Raw genomic sequence first — 15,917 nt, 5'->3', positions numbered from 1 at the left:
GTACTCGAATCCGTCACCGGCGACTCATTCGCCGTTCGTGTTGAGTTCACCTGTATCCCTGTGGCACAGTCGGTCTCGCCGAAGATCAGATCAGACCGGCGTGAGGTGGCCTGTGGCGCTGGAGTTTCCATCGTGGCTCGAGTGGATGAGCTGGCTGGTGGGCTCCACATGGCCGCATGGCAACGAAGACACCATGTGGCAGATGGCGCGTGATCTGGAATCCGTTGCGGGACAGGCCGATGACCTGCTGCAGGACCTCGATCATCTGCTCGGCGCGATCGGCGACGCCTATCCGGACGGCACCGGTGGCGACGAGATTCTCAAGTGGCTGAAACCGCTGCGCTACGGGGACGATTCCGGGCACGGCTCAGTCAAGGAATTCGGCGACAACTACCGCCAGCTGTCCACCGCCGCCGACGGATTCGGCGATCAGTTGCAGGCGGCCAAGCTCAACTTCTATATCGCGGGCGGGTGGCTGGTGGCCGAACTCGCCTGGGCTGCTGCGACGGGGCCCTTCGCGCCGGAGTCCGAGGCCGCCGTCATCTCGATCGCACGCGTGACGTTCCGCAGGCTCGGCGAGATGTTCGCGGACCGGATCGCGGAGCTTGTCGAGAGCCGGATCACCAACGCCCTGCTGCGGGAGATCCTGCCCAAGCTCATCTACGAGATCGGCCAGGGCGCGGTGATCTCCACCGTCCAGGCCACCGCCCAGGAACTGCTCGTCGAGTCCATCCAGAATCTGGACGGGCACGGACATGGCTTCGACTGGAACGCGATCGGGAAGAACGCGCTGGTCGCCGGGCTGTCCGGCGGGGCGGGCGGCGCGATCGGGTTCGGCGCGCACAGCGTCCTTCCCACCGGAACGGGCGGCTGGAAGGGCGCGTTCAACGGCATGCTCACCGGGGCGACCGCCGGGGTGGGCGGGGCCGGAGCGGGCTGGCTGGCCAATGGTCTCGTCAACGGCGACTGGGAATTCGACCCGCGCACCCTCGCCGGCGGCGCCTTCGCCGGGGCGGGGCCCAGCGGCCTGCACGGATACAACGGCGAGTCCAATCACGCCGGTCGCCCGATGGGCAGCGACGGCGACGGCAGCGCGCGCGTTCCCGGCGAAAACGGCAACAGAACCACCACATTCGACCACCCGGGCACGGCGCCGGACGGCCATACGACGGGGTCCGATGCCAATGGCAACGGTCACGACACATCCGGCGACCCGAACGCCGACCGGAACGGCGGCGCGGACGAGACGAACACCAGCAGACGCCACAGCATCGTCGGCGACACGAGCACCGCTGGGCAACAGGGGAACACGGGCGATTCGACCGGCGGGCAGGGAGGCGAACAGTCCGGCGGTCCCAGTCTGCACCCGGCCAGCGCGACCACGGCCACGGACGCCCCGCCCACCGACCAAGCACACGATCAGTCGACGGACCACAGCGGCGACTCCACGCGGTCCGACAACAACGGCTCGTTCGCGTCCGACGGCCGGCGGGAGCGGCAGGACGCGAACGCGGAGGATACCGGCGGCGCGACCGATTCCGGGTCGCACCGCCCCGCCGATACCGCGACGTCGGGAGGCGACCACACGGGAGACTCGTCCGCCGGCGATTCGACGCGGGCCGACGGGAGCGGCGCGCCGGAGTATCGCGCCGGGGACGGCACGGCCGCAATGGATCCAGCCGGTCGTGCGCACGACACCGGAATGGATTCGCGCACTGCGGAATCCACGTCGGACCACTCGGAGCCGGTCAGGGATACGAATTCCACTGCGGCGACGAACTTCTCGAACGAAGGCAACACCCGCCCGGGCGGTGAGCCCGGCAAGGGCGTGACGACCGGACACACCGGCACCGCGAACAACGCCCCCGAGACTCGCGCACCGGCAGCGGATCCGGCCAGGGCCACTGGCACACCGCGTGATCCGTTGCGCACTTCGGCGGACGGCAGTTCGCCCAAGCCCGTGGAAGGCAGCACCCCCAAGGCCCCCGACACCCGTGCCGGAGTCGATCGTGCCACCCGGCCGGATGCACCGGTGCAGGCAACCCGCACCGGCCTCGAACCGACTGCGCATCTGGCCGAACCGAATACCGGCGGCGACCACGAGCAGCATGCGGACGCGCATGCGGCCGGACCGGACGATTTCCTGAACCTGCCGGGCGACACCCCACGGCCACCGGTCGATCACGACGCTGTGCCGCACGACCGGGCCAGTAGGTCCCAGGACGACAATCGCCTGGCAGATGACCGCGGCGGACTTCCCCGCAATCATCGCGCGCCCGATGATCGCGCGGATTCGCCCGGTGGGCACCCGGAGGTAGCGCCCTTCGTCCCAATTCCCGTCGATGCGCCACCGCCCGCGGACCGGAGCACCCGAGCCGGAGACGGGCGCAGGTACGAGCCCGCCGCGGCCGGTCCCGTCGGCGATTTCCATGGAAACGCCCGGAGCGACGGCGATCTCACACCGGAGTTCGTGCACGGGCAGATCCAGGACAATCTGCGGCTCATCACGCCCGAGGGGGTGGCCTGGAATCCGGACGAGCGTCATTTCGTCCTGTCGGACGGGCGCATCGTGCGGATCGAGGTCGGTCCGACCTCGGACGGGCATGTGGCCGAATTCGCGCCCAGTGCGGACGGTTACGACGTGCGGGTGTCGAACAAGGCGCGCGACGAGGACGTGGTGCGGGCGCTGGCGCACGAACTGGCCGAGATCCGGCTGTCGCAGGACGACGACATTCTGATCGACACCCGGGATGACCGGCCCACCCGGATGTCCACCCACCTGGGCGGCCGCTTCGCCGAATTGCGTGTGCTCGCGGCCCATATCGATCGCGCCGTCATGGATCCGGCCCGCGCCGCCGAGCTGCCGAGGCTGCGGCACGATCTGCACGATCTGAGGGATCACCTCGGATTCCGCGATCCGGCACACGCGCCGACCGTGGAACGACTACTGGCCGAACATGATCCGGGACTCGCACGACGGATGGAGCTGGAGCGGGCGGGCGTGCTCACCGACCGGCCGGCCTTCGACCCGCATCTCACCGAGGACGATTTCCGGCACGCCGCCGAGAACCACCTCGACCGGCTGCGCGAGCTGATGACCGGCGACCACGCCGCCGATCTGGTGCGCGTCGAGGAGCACGGGCTGAACGGCCGGATGCGCGAAGAGCTTTCGCGGCGCGTGTTCGAACCGCTCTTCGAGGCCGAGGCCAAGGCCGCCCGGCGTCAGGTGCCCGGCCTGCTGCCGGCGCTCGATCCGATCAACGCTGCCATCAACCATCCATCGTTACGCGGGCCGGAACAGGCGGCGGCCCTGCATCGCGCGATCGACGAATTCCATGACGGCATGCCGCAGGCGGCGCGCGACGCCCTCGGCGCCGACCGCTTCGCGCGGATGCACGCCGCCGCGGACGCGTTCGAGACCGCGCCGGACCGCGTCACCGGCGTCATCGATCACGCGACCGGGCGCATGAAGATCGGCAGCGAGCACACCACCCTGGCGAACTTCCTGCACGGCATCGACCGCGCCAATCGCGCCGCGGCCGAGCACGGGCTCAATGTCGAGTACACGGTCGTGCTGCACGATGCGGTCGACGGCCTGTCCACCGTCGAGGTGCTGCCCCGCCCGCAGCCACAGCACCGGCTTCCGTTGGAGCAGTATCGCTTCGGCGCGGACAACGAGGCCATCGAGCACCAGCCGCGGCCCTCGGTTCCCGCGGCCGCGGCGGGTGGCCACACCATCGATGTCGGTGTCGGCCGCGGCGCGTTCGCCGTCGAGATGACTCCGGCGGCCGATCGGGCCGGTGGCGGGCTGATCATCAAGACCGAGCTCGCCGATGCCGCGATCGGCGCGCAGCGCCGCCGTGATCTCGGCATTCTCGACGCGGGTCCGCTCATGGAACCGGGCACCGTCATGGTCTACGGCGACATGCTGGGCAATGGTCACCTGCTCGGCGGCGATATCGCCCGGGTCTTCATCAACAATGTCAGCGCGGATCTTCCCGAGGCGGCGTACCACGGGATCGCCGAGCATCTTTCGGAGATCCTGGCACCCGGCGGGCGCGTCGAGATCCAGTGGGACATGAAGCCCGACACGGTCGGCGGGGAGCCGGGCAGCCGCAAACACATCCTCGGCACCAAGCTGTGGGAGGCGCTGGAAACCCTGCACCGCGACGGCCGGAACCCGTTCACGCTGACCGAACGCGAGGAATTCCCGCATCCGGGCAACCGCGACTACTACTACACCATCGACGCGGGCTCCAGTAATGCCCTGCCGCACGAGCGGATGGCGGAGTTCTCGCCGCCCCAGCCCGAACATCGGTGGACGATCTCCCGCGATGTGGATTCGCCTGGGACACACGAGACGCTGCGGCCCCAGTCGTCAGCGGTACCCACCGCCGAATCCGCGCAGCCGCAAGAACATTCGCGCACTGATGACCATCGTTCGGACAACTCGACGCCTCATCGGGCCGGCGCGACCGCCGCCCACGAGCGCGGCGCTCCCGAATCCGCGCACGAGACAAAGGACTCGGCGGCCGAGACATCCGCGGACCCGCACCAGGTCCATCCGTCGAGCACGCTGAGCCACGATCATTCGGAAGCGCCGACCACCCCGGACACCAAGCCTGTCGCGGACCTGAACCAGCATCCGGGTGGTGTCGAGCGGACCGGCGAGCTGATCACCGCTGTCGACGGCAGGCCCGTCCAGGAGCATGTCGACAGGATCGCGCGTGAGCGTGCCGACAAGTTCCGCGCCGCCTCCGACAGCTTCTCGGCGCAACCGGGTGAGAAGCCGATCAAGACGCAGAAACGAGTGATCAAAGCCCAGGCGGATGGCAGCTACGTAGGGGTGAAGTCACACGGCAGCGTGACCGCCACGGTGGTCGACCTGCGGACCGGCATCGCCTACGAGGGGGCCAACGGCGGCCGCAACGAGGTCGTCCCGAAGAACGAGCGCCACCCCACGCTGCAGGCCAATATCGACGCGATGAAAGCCGCCGGGCTGGCGCGTCCCGAGGGTGGTTACCCCAACCTGAGCCGTCACGGCGGACCCGACAGTCAAACCTATCCGGGCTACGCCAAGGAGGTTCGGCCGTACCCGCATTTCGACCGGCCCTGGGGCCACGCCGAGGTCAAGGCCGCCAACGCGGCGCTGTGGGCGCGAGAGCGCGCGAACGTGGAACGTCGCGAGCAAGGGCTTCCCGAATACCCGACCGGCCCCGAAGCCCTGGCCGAAATGTATTCGCAGACCTACAAGCCGTTCGAAGGCGACGCACCGCGGGCCTGCCCCTACTGCGCCAACTGCAACCACACCATGGGAGAAGCCCACAACTTCAGTGGCCGCTACACCGGCTTCCCCTCGGGACCCGACAATCTCGTCGATCGATACCGCCCTTCAGCGGAACCCGATGACCCCGTCGGCACTTCGCATGCGGATCCGCCGGCCGATCACGGAACGGCGAGCCCGGTCGGCGAATTCCGCGGTGACGCGCGGCCGGGCGACGCGGACCCGCTGACCCGGGAATCCCTGGTCGACAAGGTCGAGCACAATCTGCGGCTCATCGAACCCGCAGACGTCGCGTGGAATCACGATGCGGGCCGGTTCGAGATGGCGCACGACGCACGGACCCTCGACATCACCGTGGACGTCGGGCCGACCACCGGCAATGCCGTCGCCGAATTCACCGCCCACAGAGACGAATCCGGCCGGATCACCGGATACGACATCCACGTCTCCCCGCACGCCCGTGACGAGGACGTGGTCCGCGCGGTCGCGCACGAGCTGGCCGAGATCCGGCTGGCCCAGGACGACGACGTGGTCATCGATCCGGTCGACGATCGGCCCACGCGGATGACGTCGCATCTGGGCGGACGCTTCGCCGAGCTGCGCGTGCTGGTCGACCAGATCGGTGATGCGGTCGCGGCGCGGGCCAAGGATGTGGTCCTCGCACCCCTGCGCCGCGATCTCGACGACCTCATGTACCACCTGGGACTGCACGATCCCGAACATGCGCCCACCGTGGAACGGCTACTGGCCCAGCATGATCCGGGACTGGCGCGCCTGATCGATCAAGCGCGCATACCGGATTCGGGCATCCTGCGACCCGGGCCGGTCGATCACGACGCCACGCCGACCGCGCACGATCTCGGGCGGATCCGGCAGTTGCGCGAGCTCGCCGAACGGGCGCCCGACGGCAACACCCATCACGAAGCGCTGGCTTTGGTCGAACGCCTCGGCTTGCGGGAGGGCACACCGGGCGCGGCCGACCGGCGCGCGATCATCGCCGACCATCTGACCGAACACGCGCGCCGGCAGGTGGCGGATCTGCTCGCCGATGTCGGCCGGCGCGAATCCGAACTGCCCGCCGCCGATCGAGACCATGCGGAGACGGTCCGCCTCGAACTCAGGGCAGCGGATGCGCTCGACTACCTTTCGATTCCGTTCCACAAGGCCGTGATGAAGGCCCACATGGCATTCCGGGCCGAAATGGCGGTGCATCTCGCGCGCACACTCGACGCGGCAGCCGACGCGCCCGGCTCCGAGACGGGCTCGCAACACCTGCGGCTGGTGGGCGACCACATGGTCGAGGATGTGCGTTCCGGGGAGAAATGGTTCCGGTGGCCGCCGGGCACCGACGAGTCACCCGAGCACACGCCGGTGCCGGATGTCGGACTGCCCACCGATCCCGACCACCGGCTGCCGGTCGACCCGCGGCAGCTGTACGAGGCGTGGCAGCGCCTCTCCCCCGCGGAGAAGGACGCCTGGCATGCCGCGGACCCGTTCATCGGAAACCGTGACGGCATACCGCAGTCCGACCGCGATATCTACAACCGGAAAACCCTCGAGATGCTGTGGGAGCAGGCCCGGTTGGCGCAGGACGAGGAACGGCTGGCGATCCTCCGGGACATGAAGGAGAACTATCTCGACCTGCCGACCCCCGAGGGCATGCCGGCCGTCCATCTGTCGTACCTCGACGAGAAGCTCCAATACATCTACGCCCTCGGCAATCCGGATACCGCCCAGAACATCGCCGTCGAACTGGCCGGAGCGTTCCGGCGGCGCAGCGGCGTCGGCTACGCGCTGGAGACGCTGGCGCAGGTACGGCAGGCCGCCCTGGCCATCGATCCGACCGCGGAGACGTCGGTGATTCTGTTCGGCGCCTACCACAATCCGAATTCGCTGGTCGAGGCGCTGCATTCCGGTCACGCGGAGGACGGTGCGGCGAAGGTGCGGGAATTCCACGACGGCCTGCGCGTCACCCATCAGGGCCCGCCCGCGAACACCACCACGATCGCGCACTCCTACGGTGGCGTCACCGGCGGGCATGCGGCCGGGCACGGGCACGAGCTGAACACCGACGCACTGGTCTTCCTCGGCAGCTGGGGCACCGGCGCCGCGCATGTCGGGGATCTGCGACTGACCGGTGTCGACCCCGCCGACATCGGCGAGCACGTCTTCGCGACCATGGCCGAGCACGACTCCATCCAGCTCATGCCGCCCACCCACGGCCCCGCACCGAGCGATCCGGCGTTCGGCGCTAGGGTTTTCGAATCCGGCACCGCACCCAGCCGGACACGATTGGGGTGGAATCCCGACGACCATGTGGGCAGGAACTACTTCAGCTCCGGCCACCAATCCTTCCGGAGCCTGGGACTGATCCTGACCGGCAATGCGAATCTGCTGCGCTGAACGGCCCCCACGACCGGACGGATCGACGAAACGAGGACGGAATGCCCACGGCGACAACGCAGGCCGCCGCCCGCGCACAACTGCTACGGCATCTCAGCGAGACGCTGCGAGAGCTGCCCGAACTGGCACTGGTGCTCCGCCATCCGGATCTGCCCAAGGCGCAGTTTCACGCCGGGGTCACGCTGCCCTGGGACGACAGCGATCCCGACAATCCGCTGATATTCCTGGACATCAGGTACTGGGTGCTCGGCGCGACACCGGAGACCTCGGATCAGGATTTCGATCTGATGCTGCGGGGCTGGCAGGACCGTGGCTGGGCGACGAGCACCGAGCACGACGCACGGCCGCGCATCGGGTACGCGCGCACGCCCGACGGATACACCTTCGCCCTCACGCAGAGTGTGAACGGGTATCTCAGCCTGGCCGGGTCCACTCCACCCTTCGACCCGGAATCGAAGGCGGGAGAACCGCTTCCCGCCCGCATCGACCACCCGTCCGCACCGCCGCGGTGAGGCGACCGGTCGCAGGTTGACGAAGACCGGTCAGAGGTTGGTGAAGTCCGTCGCGTTGTCGACCTCGACCTGGCCGAAGGTGTTCGCCTGATCGCGCACCACCGCGGCCAGCCTGCGCAGCTCGTCCACGCCGGCACCGCTCTGCGTGACGAACGACGCGCCGACCGCGGTGAGAGTGTCGGCGGCGGCCAGCGAGACCTTGTCGGAACCCGCGGCGGGCACCGAGAGGGCCGGGGTGTCAGCGCCCAGCGCGGTCTCCAGCCGATCGGCCATGGCTTCCAGGTCAGCGGCGGCGGCCAGCACCGTGTCCGCGTCGAAACGCACACCGCCCAAGTTGAATTCGCTCATCGTCCCTCCCTTTCCGCGCGAATCCTACCGCGTCGCCCCGACATACACCGACCGGGTTTCCGCGTCGCCGCGCTCGTTCACTGTGCCGGGCGCGGGCCGTTGGTGCCGACCGCGCCGACGACCGGCACGCCGGTGTAGCCCAGCTCGCCGACGACCTCGTCGCCGTGCTCGGCGGTGACCATATTCGTGCGCACGTCCTCGTCGGCGTCACCGGCCTGCGCGGCCACGCCGGCGGCGCCCATGGGCGGCACCATGCCGCCACCCATACCCGCGCCACCGGTGGCGGGCATCGGTGCGGGCACGGGGACGGGCGGGGTGGTGGTCGCGCTCATGGTGCGGGGGCTGGTCTGACCGAGTGGAGTGGAGGGCGTGCCCAGGCCGCCCAGCCCGCCCATCGGGGCGAGACCGCCGCCCCCGAGCGCACTCGAATCCGTCGGCGCGGCAACCGGTTCGGCGTCCGGAGTCGGCTCCACCTCGGCGGTCTGGCTGATGGACTGGAGCTGCTGCAGTTGCTGCACGCCGGTGCTCGCCGCGCTGCTCAGCGGTGAGATCATGCCCAGCAGCTGCGTCACCTGCGACAGCGAGTCCACACCCTTCGGGGCGTCCGTGACCTTCACCTTCTGTCCGGCCGTGGTCATATTGGCGCTGTGCACCGTCATCTCGGTGCGGGTCTTGGCCACCACCGCGGTCGCCTCCGCGGCCGTCTCGGTGGCCAGCGACAGCAGGAACGCCTGCCCGGGCGGGGTGCCGATGAACGGCGCGGCCACCGTGACACCGGTGACGAACTTGGTGATGATGGCCGACATCAGGGCCCCGCCGGTCGCCACCGACGTCGCCGCGCCGGCCATGACCGTCTTCTGGTGCAGATTCTGGCCGGCCAGTTCCACCGCGTTGGTCTGCGCGGCGGCGCCCTTCTCGGCCGCACCGGTCGCGCCGGAGCCCTGCCACGAATTCGAGTTGGCCAGCGACATGACCGACTGAGCGATCGACATCACCTGCTGCAGCGCAGACGACACGCCCGACAGCATCTTCGACGCGTCCAGCCCCTGACCCAGCTGGCCGGTGCCGAACGCGGAGGCCAGATCGGTGAGCGGCTTGGTGAGCGCGGTCAGATCCAGGGTTGGCAGCGGCGGCATGTCCGGCAGCGGGGGCACCGCCGGCAACTGCGGCAGCGCGGGCAGGCCCAGGGTCTGCAGGACATCGGCGACCGGACTGTCCAGCAGCGGCGCGAACGCGGTGTCGCGCAAGGCATCCGCGACCGACTGGCCAGTCGCCGCCGTGGGCGTGGCCTGGACTGCCCCGGTCGAGCCCTCGAAAGGAGTGCTCACAGGTCCCGCGACAGCGAGAGGAAGTCGACACCCGAGGCCTCGTCGGTGGCCTGGTAGCCCGCCGCCGCCTCGTGGGCGGTGACGGCGGTGCCGGCGTGCACGGCGGCCAGCTCGGCCACCGACGACAGGTGATTGCCCTGTGCGCCCGCGTAACTCAGCAGGAAGTCCTGACCGATCAGGCCGAAAACGGGTACCAGGCCGACGACCGTGGCGACCTGGTCGACCGCGGCGGCGCCGGCGACAGCGCTCGCCATGGCGGCCGACGCATCTCCGTAAGCGCGAATCGCATCCGGTGTGGCAACGAGGTTGCTCATAAGACCCCCATCAGGAAGATCATTTCGAATCGAACTATACAGAGCTGACATTCGCACGGCATAGCGAAGAGTTCACGAAACTGAAGAACAGCGCGGTGAACGCCGGGTATCCAATTCCGCCTCCCCGGAACTTCAGCGGGCTGCTCGCGGAGCGCCGCAGGCCGTGCATCCGTGTCAACGTGCAGTGTCACAACGATTTTGGGCGTACCCGGCGAGTTGCCCTCGCCTCCCGAAACCAGTCGTCACGTTGGGACCGAACGACGTTGGCGCATCATATATTTCATCACGTCTCAGCGGATCTTGACGTCCTTGGTCAGGTCACCGGCCGCGTTCCAGCGCTTTCTCGTCATCTCCTGGCCGTCCGCGTCCAGCACGACCTGCTCCGACATCTGGCCGTTCTCGTGCCAGTACCGCCACTCCCCCACCGCGGAGCCCATTTTGGTGACGCCCTCGGCGCGCTTGTTCCCATTGGGCCACCACTCCTGCTGGAGGCCGTTCTCGATGCCCTCGTAGTAGGTGGAGAGCTCCACCAACTGCCCGTTCTCGGCGTACTCCTCGACTTCCCCGGTGTAGAGCGCGCCGTCGTGGCTGATGTAGCCGAATTCGTCGCGGTACACCTGGTCACCGCTGATTCGCATGATTCACTCCATCGCGGGTCGGGACACGGCCTGGCGGCCCAGGTCGGACGGGAACACAGTATCGGGGTGGTCCAGTCGGACCCGGATCGGCTCAGATCGGGCGCAGCCAGCTGTCGGGTTCCGTCTCGTACTCCTGTTCCTCGACATACTCCTGGCGAGTCACCTCCTCCGCGGTCGGCAGGCCGGTCAGGGCCAGCAGTTCGGGGGCCAGCCCGGCCGCCTTCAACTGGGCACGCCGCTCGATCCCGGCGCGGGCCGCGGACTGACGGCACAGGCGCAGGATCTCCGCGGCCAGCAGGTCCGGGTCCTCCCGCAGCCGGTCGCGTTCCACCGAAATCGCCCGGGGCAGGCCCGCTTCCGTGGTGGTCACCACGATCGCGCCGGTCCGCGAGGACAGCGTGAACTCGGTCGGGAAGTCCGGGGATCCCATGGGTGCGCTCCCTTCACTCATCGGCCATCACCTGCACCACCTCGGCGATGTGGGCGTCCAGCGTGGCGACCATGCGGCGGCGGTCCGCGGCCGCGGCCACCGGGGGATGGTCACCGGTCACCACATAGCGGCCGTCGTCCTCGAGGTCACGCCACTGCAAGCGATAGCGGGCGATGCCGCGCGGGCCGAAACGCGAACGGCCCTGCACCACGTCGATGCTGCCCATGCTCGGCACGGGCGCGGCCAGGAAGTCGGCGGCCCGGGTCACCGTCGTGCCCTCCATCGTCTCGTGCGCGGGCGACATGCCGAATTCGTAGTCGACCTCGTCGACATCCTCGGTTTCGGCGAGCACCAGGTCACCGCCCTGAGCGCCCGGGAAATCCCGGCCCGCGGGGGTGTCCGGCAGCGCGGCCACCACGCGTTCGGCGAGCTCCTCGGCATAGAACTCCGAGAGCGTGAAACCGCTGCTGTGCCGGTAGGTTTCGCCCGGATGCTGCACCAGCAGGTACCCGGCCTCGCCCGAACGGATGCCGAGCAGCCGGATGCTGCCCGACGCCGAGAGCCGGTCCCGGCCGTCCCAGCCGTGCACCTCGACCCGCACCTCGGGCATGAGCAGGGCGTGCAAAACCTCGGCGTAATCGGCTTCGCGGATCCGCAGGCTCTCGCGGGCGCGCGCCATATTCGCCAGATGATCGTTCCACCACTCGGTGCGGCTGGCGAAGCTCAGCGGGTACGGCAGGAACTCCTCACCGAGGTCCTGCCACAGCGACAGCAACTCCAGATCGGTGAACTTCCAGGTTCGAAGCACCGATTCAGCCCTCCACCACGGGTTTCGCGACGATCGGCGCCTTGCCCATGGCCTCGTCCAGATACTCGTTGGAGTCCAGGAAGTCGGGGCGCTTGTGCTCCTTGCCGCCCTGGGCGCCGTGCGCGCCGCCGCCATGGCCCATGCCGCCCATACCGCCGCCCATGCCACCCATGCCGGCACCGGAGGCTGCGACACCTGCACGGGCGACACCGGAGACGCTGGACTCCACCGCTTCCGCCGCCACGGCCGCCCGCGGGAACAGGCGGGCATTGGCCGCCTCCAGCAGCGGCTTGGCGGGCGAGCCGCCCGGTCCGCCGCCACCGGGAGAACCACCCGGCTGCTTCAGGTCATCGAGCAGGTTGGTCAGCGGGGAATCCTTCAGCGCGTCCTTCAGGTCCTGCTGCTTCTTCTGGTCGGTGTTCTGCGACGCCGCGGACGTCATCGACTGCAGCGCGCTCTGCAGACCCGACAGGCCGGAGTTCTGGCCGGAAGTCGACGAGGAATTCGGGTTCGACGAATTCTGGTTCGTGCCATCGGGATTCGAGCCGGTGCCGTTCGGGTTCTTGCCAGTGGGATCGGTCTTGCCCCCGTTCGGGTCCTTGCCGTCCTTGCCGTGGGAGTCCTTGCCGTCCTTGCCGTTCGGATCCTGGTGATCCTTGGCCTTCGGGTCGTCCTTGCCCGGATGCGTGCCCTTGGGATCGGTCTTGCCTCCGGGCTTCTTCGAGCCCGGATCACCGATGGCGCCCGGCCCGGTCGGCGAGACGGAGCCGTGCGGGCCGCCGCCCCGGTTATCGGGTCCGGACCCGCGGTAATCGTTGCGCGGGGACGACGACGGCGCGTGCGACGACGGATCGGTCGGATCCACCAGAATCGGAATCGTGGTGCTGGAGTTGCCGATTCCCGGGATGTACCACGAGGTGAAGGCGGCGGTGCCGGTCTTGATGATGTACGTCTCGGTGGAGGTCCCGCGGTAGTCCTCCTGCCAGACCAGTGGCATGCCCGCCTTGGTCTGGCTCAGCCAGGTGGCGGTGTACAGCAGGTTCTCGGCGACGGCGTACAGGTCCGTGGAGAACTCCGTGGCCTGGGCCTCGAAGTCCCGCGACGCCGCGATCGCGGCCTCGACACCCTGCCCCGTCCAGTGACCGTCGGACTCCAGGCGTTTGACACAGCCGGTCAGGGTCTCGAAGGACGAGGAGATCACCTGCGCGATCCACTTCCACAGCGCGCTGCGGTCGGCGATCGGCGTCGGGTTGATGCCCTGTCCCACATCGAAGAACCACTTGCCGTCGTGGTGGGACGGGTCCTCGGAACCGATCGAATCGGTATAGCGGCCGGACTTCTCCTTCGCGACCTTCGCCATGTCCCCCATGCCGTTCGCGTCGGAGGGCGTCGGTGACGACTGATCCGACCAGGTCGACAGTTGGGTCGCACCGTCCAGCGGAATTCCGTCGAAGTGCACGTCGATGTTCGCCTGGGTCTTGATGGCGTCGAAATCCGACTTCGACTGATCGTCGGTCATCCGGTACGTCTTGCCCGCGGCCACGAAGGTGTCGCCCATGGCGTTCAGCAGCGCGATGTAGTCATCGATGATCCCGCCGACCCGGCCGCCCTGCTTGGCGAACCGGTCCTGCAGGTTCAGGGCCGATTGCAGGACGCCGTTATTGCTGAAGCCCGAGTACTGATCGAGCAGATAGGCGTAACCCCGGGCCGCGTTGAGCGAGGTGATGGCCTCGGCGGCGTACTTGGCGCCGGCCTCGGCCGAGCCCGGGTCCAGCCGCAGCCGGTCGTGTTTCGCGTGCGCGTCCCGGGAAAGCCCGAGCCACGGGTTGTCGACCTTGCCACCGTCACCCATGTACCGCTCCTAACTCGACCAACACATGAAAGATTACGGGCCGTCGCCACCGATTCCGCACTCCTCCGACCGGCCTCACTGCGAATGTCGTTGGCGGAAGCGCTGTTCCAGACCAGGCAGATAGACCGACGCGGGCATGCTGGAGGTGGTCGCCTCCACCACGCCGTCGTCGGCGACGTAGTAGAGGGCGCGGTCGATCACCGGATCCTCGGCATCGGCGGGGAGGTAGACCATCCAGCCGACCGGAAGCCGTTCCGCGCGAAGCTGATCGAGCGGAAACGCGGTGGTGTCGATGCCCTCGGTGCCGACATGGTGCCGGACGGCGTCCAGGGCTTCACGCTGAGGCAGCGGCTCCGGGCCGATGCGCGCCACCCCGGCCATGGCCAGCTGGTAGTGAGCGGCATCCAGATCGCCGGACGCACCGAACGCCGCGTCCAGCACGGCCTGCGTGACATCGCGGCGCTCGGCGGCGGCGACGAATTCGGCTACCGCGGAGCGCTGTTCATCGGTGGGATCGACGGCGACCAGATCGCTGATCACGCCCGTGACGGTGGCGGCGGTCCAGATGCCGGGCACGGCGGGGGCGAGTTCGGCGGCGACCGGGGAGTCCCCGCGGTACCAGCGACCACGCTCCCACCAGTAGCAGAAGGTGAGCATGCCGCCGCTCGCCCGGGTGTTCAGCACCGGGTTGGCGACCCACTCGGGGGCGCCGGCGTACAGGTTCGGATGCGCTGCCTCGCCGTCGTAGGCGGCGGCCAATTCCGGTGCGTTCCAGACGCCTCCGGACAGCACCGCGCGGCCGCCGGGCAGCAGGTAGAGCGATGAACCCGAGCGGCGGGAACCCTCGAACCAGCCGAACGACGGGAGCACCCGCGGGCCCCATTCGGAGCCGATCGCCACGAACGCGGCGGCAATGGCGGCCCAGCGGGCCCACAGCACCGGCAGATTCGGGAAGTCGTTCTCCGAAACCGTTGGGAAATAACCTGATTCCCGGTCCGCGCGGGCCGCGACCGCCGCTTGACCGGGGGTCCGGGACTGGCGGTCGCCGTGCCGCAGGAGGGCGGCCAGCCAGGTAGGCAGGGTGTCGCGGGGGTGGGCCTCCAGGTCGGCCAGATAGTCCTGCGGAGTGAGCATCTGGTCGGCGGGGAAGGGCTCGTCGCCGTAGTCATGGTCGACGGTGAGCTCGCCCGCCACCGTCAACTGCAGCTCGAGCCGCCACCAGGGGTCACCCAATTCGATGGCAAGCTTGCGGTGTTCGACCACCAGGGCGAGGATTTCGGGCGATGCGGGCAGCTGCAGGTGGCGCATCTCGTCGTCGGAGTAGTCGATGCGCGCGCGGTGATCGGTCACGGTCAGCGCGAAGGCCGCGTGCACGCGCGCCCAGCCCTCCGGGGCCTGGTCGCGCAGTTCCTGAGCGATACGGTGCGCCAACCTGCGGGCGCGCTGCGGGATATCCGGTTCGGCCGCGGTCATGCTGAAACCGATATCGGGGGCGGGCTCCTCGGCGGGTTCCCCGACACCGATGACCGCGGCCATACTGTCGAAGTCCGGGGTGTCGGCGGCTGCCTCCGTTGTGCCGCTGGGGTCTTCGTTGGGCTCGTGCGAAATCGTCACGCGATCGTCTCCTGTACGCGCCGCTAGCTCTGGCCCGCCGAACCGAATTCGGCGATGCGGCGGGACATCTCCGCGCGCCAGCGCTCGGCATTGCTGCCGTCCAGCTGACCGGCGAAGGATCGCTCGGCCGCGGCGATCATGGCATCCGGGATCTCGGGGTGCGCGCGGGCGATCGCCCACAGGGCGTCCTTGGTGGGGGCGTCGAGGCCGGTCTCGCTGCGCACGCCGCTCCCCTGCCTGGCCGCGGCCAATGCGGACTCGAAATTGTGCCGCAACTGTTCCTCGCTCGGCCGGCTACCGCGCACGTCCGCCCTCCTCCGTATCGAAAACCAACTGTCAGCATCACATATCGCGAATGACTGTGCGGTTGCCGAAACCATAAGAAT

General features: G+C 68.9%; 11 protein-coding genes. 2 read left to right on the top strand and 9 right to left on the bottom strand.

Going from position 1 to position 15,917, the window contains the following annotated elements:
* Positions 1-145: 145 nt before the first annotated feature.
* Both ON33_RS04305 and ON33_RS04300 read left to right on the top strand, forming a co-directional pair.
* Positions 146-7,687, top strand: a complete 7,542-nt coding sequence (locus ON33_RS04305; protein WP_444543755.1) for a WXG100-like domain-containing protein — start codon at positions 146-148, stop codon at positions 7,685-7,687.
* 41 nt (positions 7,688-7,728) lie between these two features.
* Positions 7,729-8,199, top strand: a complete 471-nt coding sequence (locus ON33_RS04300) for a hypothetical protein (RefSeq protein ID WP_040855405.1) — start codon at positions 7,729-7,731, stop codon at positions 8,197-8,199.
* Positions 8,200-8,229: 30 nt separating this feature from the next.
* Here ON33_RS04300 and ON33_RS04295 read toward each other — a convergent pair whose 3' ends face one another.
* The 9 genes from ON33_RS04295 to ON33_RS04255 all read right to left on the bottom strand — a co-directional run bounded on the left by ON33_RS04295 (position 8,230) and on the right by ON33_RS04255 (position 15,836).
* Positions 8,230-8,547 carry a PE family protein gene (locus tag ON33_RS04295; protein WP_040855403.1) on the bottom strand — a complete coding sequence of 106 codons (318 nt, stop codon included), beginning with the start codon at positions 8,545-8,547 and terminating at the stop codon, positions 8,230-8,232.
* A 77-nt stretch (positions 8,548-8,624) separates the two neighbouring features.
* A complete protein-coding gene (locus ON33_RS04290; protein WP_051151622.1) occupies positions 8,625-9,875 on the bottom strand; it encodes a hypothetical protein in 1,251 nt (416 codons plus the stop codon).
* Positions 9,872-10,189 carry a type VII secretion target gene (locus ON33_RS04285; RefSeq protein ID WP_040855400.1) on the bottom strand — a complete coding sequence of 106 codons (318 nt, stop codon included), beginning with the start codon at positions 10,187-10,189 and terminating at the stop codon, positions 9,872-9,874. Before ON33_RS04285 ends, ON33_RS04290 begins: the two co-directional genes overlap by 4 nt.
* Positions 10,190-10,479: 290 nt before the next feature.
* On the bottom strand, positions 10,480-10,827 hold the full coding sequence (locus ON33_RS04280; protein ID WP_051151621.1) for a toxin-antitoxin system YwqK family antitoxin: 348 nt from the start codon (positions 10,825-10,827) through the stop codon (positions 10,480-10,482).
* Between the two features lie 91 nt (positions 10,828-10,918).
* Positions 10,919-11,278: a hypothetical protein gene (locus ON33_RS04275; RefSeq protein WP_245550297.1), complete on the bottom strand. Its 360-nt coding sequence runs from the start codon at positions 11,276-11,278 to the stop codon at positions 10,919-10,921.
* Positions 11,271-12,065, bottom strand: coding sequence for an ESX secretion-associated protein EspG (locus ON33_RS04270; protein ID WP_040855394.1), 795 nt, complete (start codon positions 12,063-12,065; stop codon positions 11,271-11,273). Before ON33_RS04270 ends, ON33_RS04275 begins: the two co-directional genes overlap by 8 nt.
* Positions 12,066-12,069: 4 nt before the next feature.
* Positions 12,070-13,917: a hypothetical protein gene (locus ON33_RS40905; protein WP_040855392.1), complete on the bottom strand. Its 1,848-nt coding sequence runs from the start codon at positions 13,915-13,917 to the stop codon at positions 12,070-12,072.
* A gap of 75 nt (positions 13,918-13,992) precedes the next feature.
* Positions 13,993-15,531, bottom strand: a complete 1,539-nt coding sequence (locus ON33_RS04260; RefSeq protein WP_245550296.1) for a hypothetical protein — start codon at positions 15,529-15,531, stop codon at positions 13,993-13,995.
* 23 nt (positions 15,532-15,554) lie between these two features.
* A complete protein-coding gene (locus ON33_RS04255; RefSeq protein WP_040855389.1) occupies positions 15,555-15,836 on the bottom strand; it encodes a hypothetical protein in 282 nt (93 codons plus the stop codon).
* Between the last annotated feature and the right edge of the window lie 81 nt (positions 15,837-15,917).

This window comes from Nocardia niigatensis NBRC 100131 (assembly GCF_000308655.1).
Lineage (GTDB): Bacteria > Actinomycetota > Actinomycetes > Mycobacteriales > Mycobacteriaceae > Nocardia > Nocardia niigatensis.
This window is presented reverse-complemented; position numbering and strand designations above follow the sequence as displayed.

What these genes read in the sequence shown, in the direction of transcription:
- ON33_RS04300 (WP_040855405.1), top strand. Translation starts at nt 7,729, where the DNA reads ATGCCCACGGCGACAACGCAGGCCGCCGCCCGCGCACAACTGCTACGG.
- ON33_RS04275 (WP_245550297.1), bottom strand. Translation starts at nt 11,278, where the DNA reads ATGAGTGAAGGGAGCGCACCCATGGGATCCCCGGACTTCCCGACCGAG.
- ON33_RS04295 (WP_040855403.1), bottom strand. Translation starts at nt 8,547, where the DNA reads ATGAGCGAATTCAACTTGGGCGGTGTGCGTTTCGACGCGGACACGGTG.
- ON33_RS40905 (WP_040855392.1), bottom strand. Translation starts at nt 13,917, where the DNA reads ATGGGTGACGGTGGCAAGGTCGACAACCCGTGGCTCGGGCTTTCCCGG.
- ON33_RS04285 (WP_040855400.1), bottom strand. Translation starts at nt 10,189, where the DNA reads ATGAGCAACCTCGTTGCCACACCGGATGCGATTCGCGCTTACGGAGAT.
- ON33_RS04305 (WP_444543755.1), top strand. Translation starts at nt 146, where the DNA reads ATGAGCTGGCTGGTGGGCTCCACATGGCCGCATGGCAACGAAGACACC.
- ON33_RS04280 (WP_051151621.1), bottom strand. Translation starts at nt 10,827, where the DNA reads ATGCGAATCAGCGGTGACCAGGTGTACCGCGACGAATTCGGCTACATC.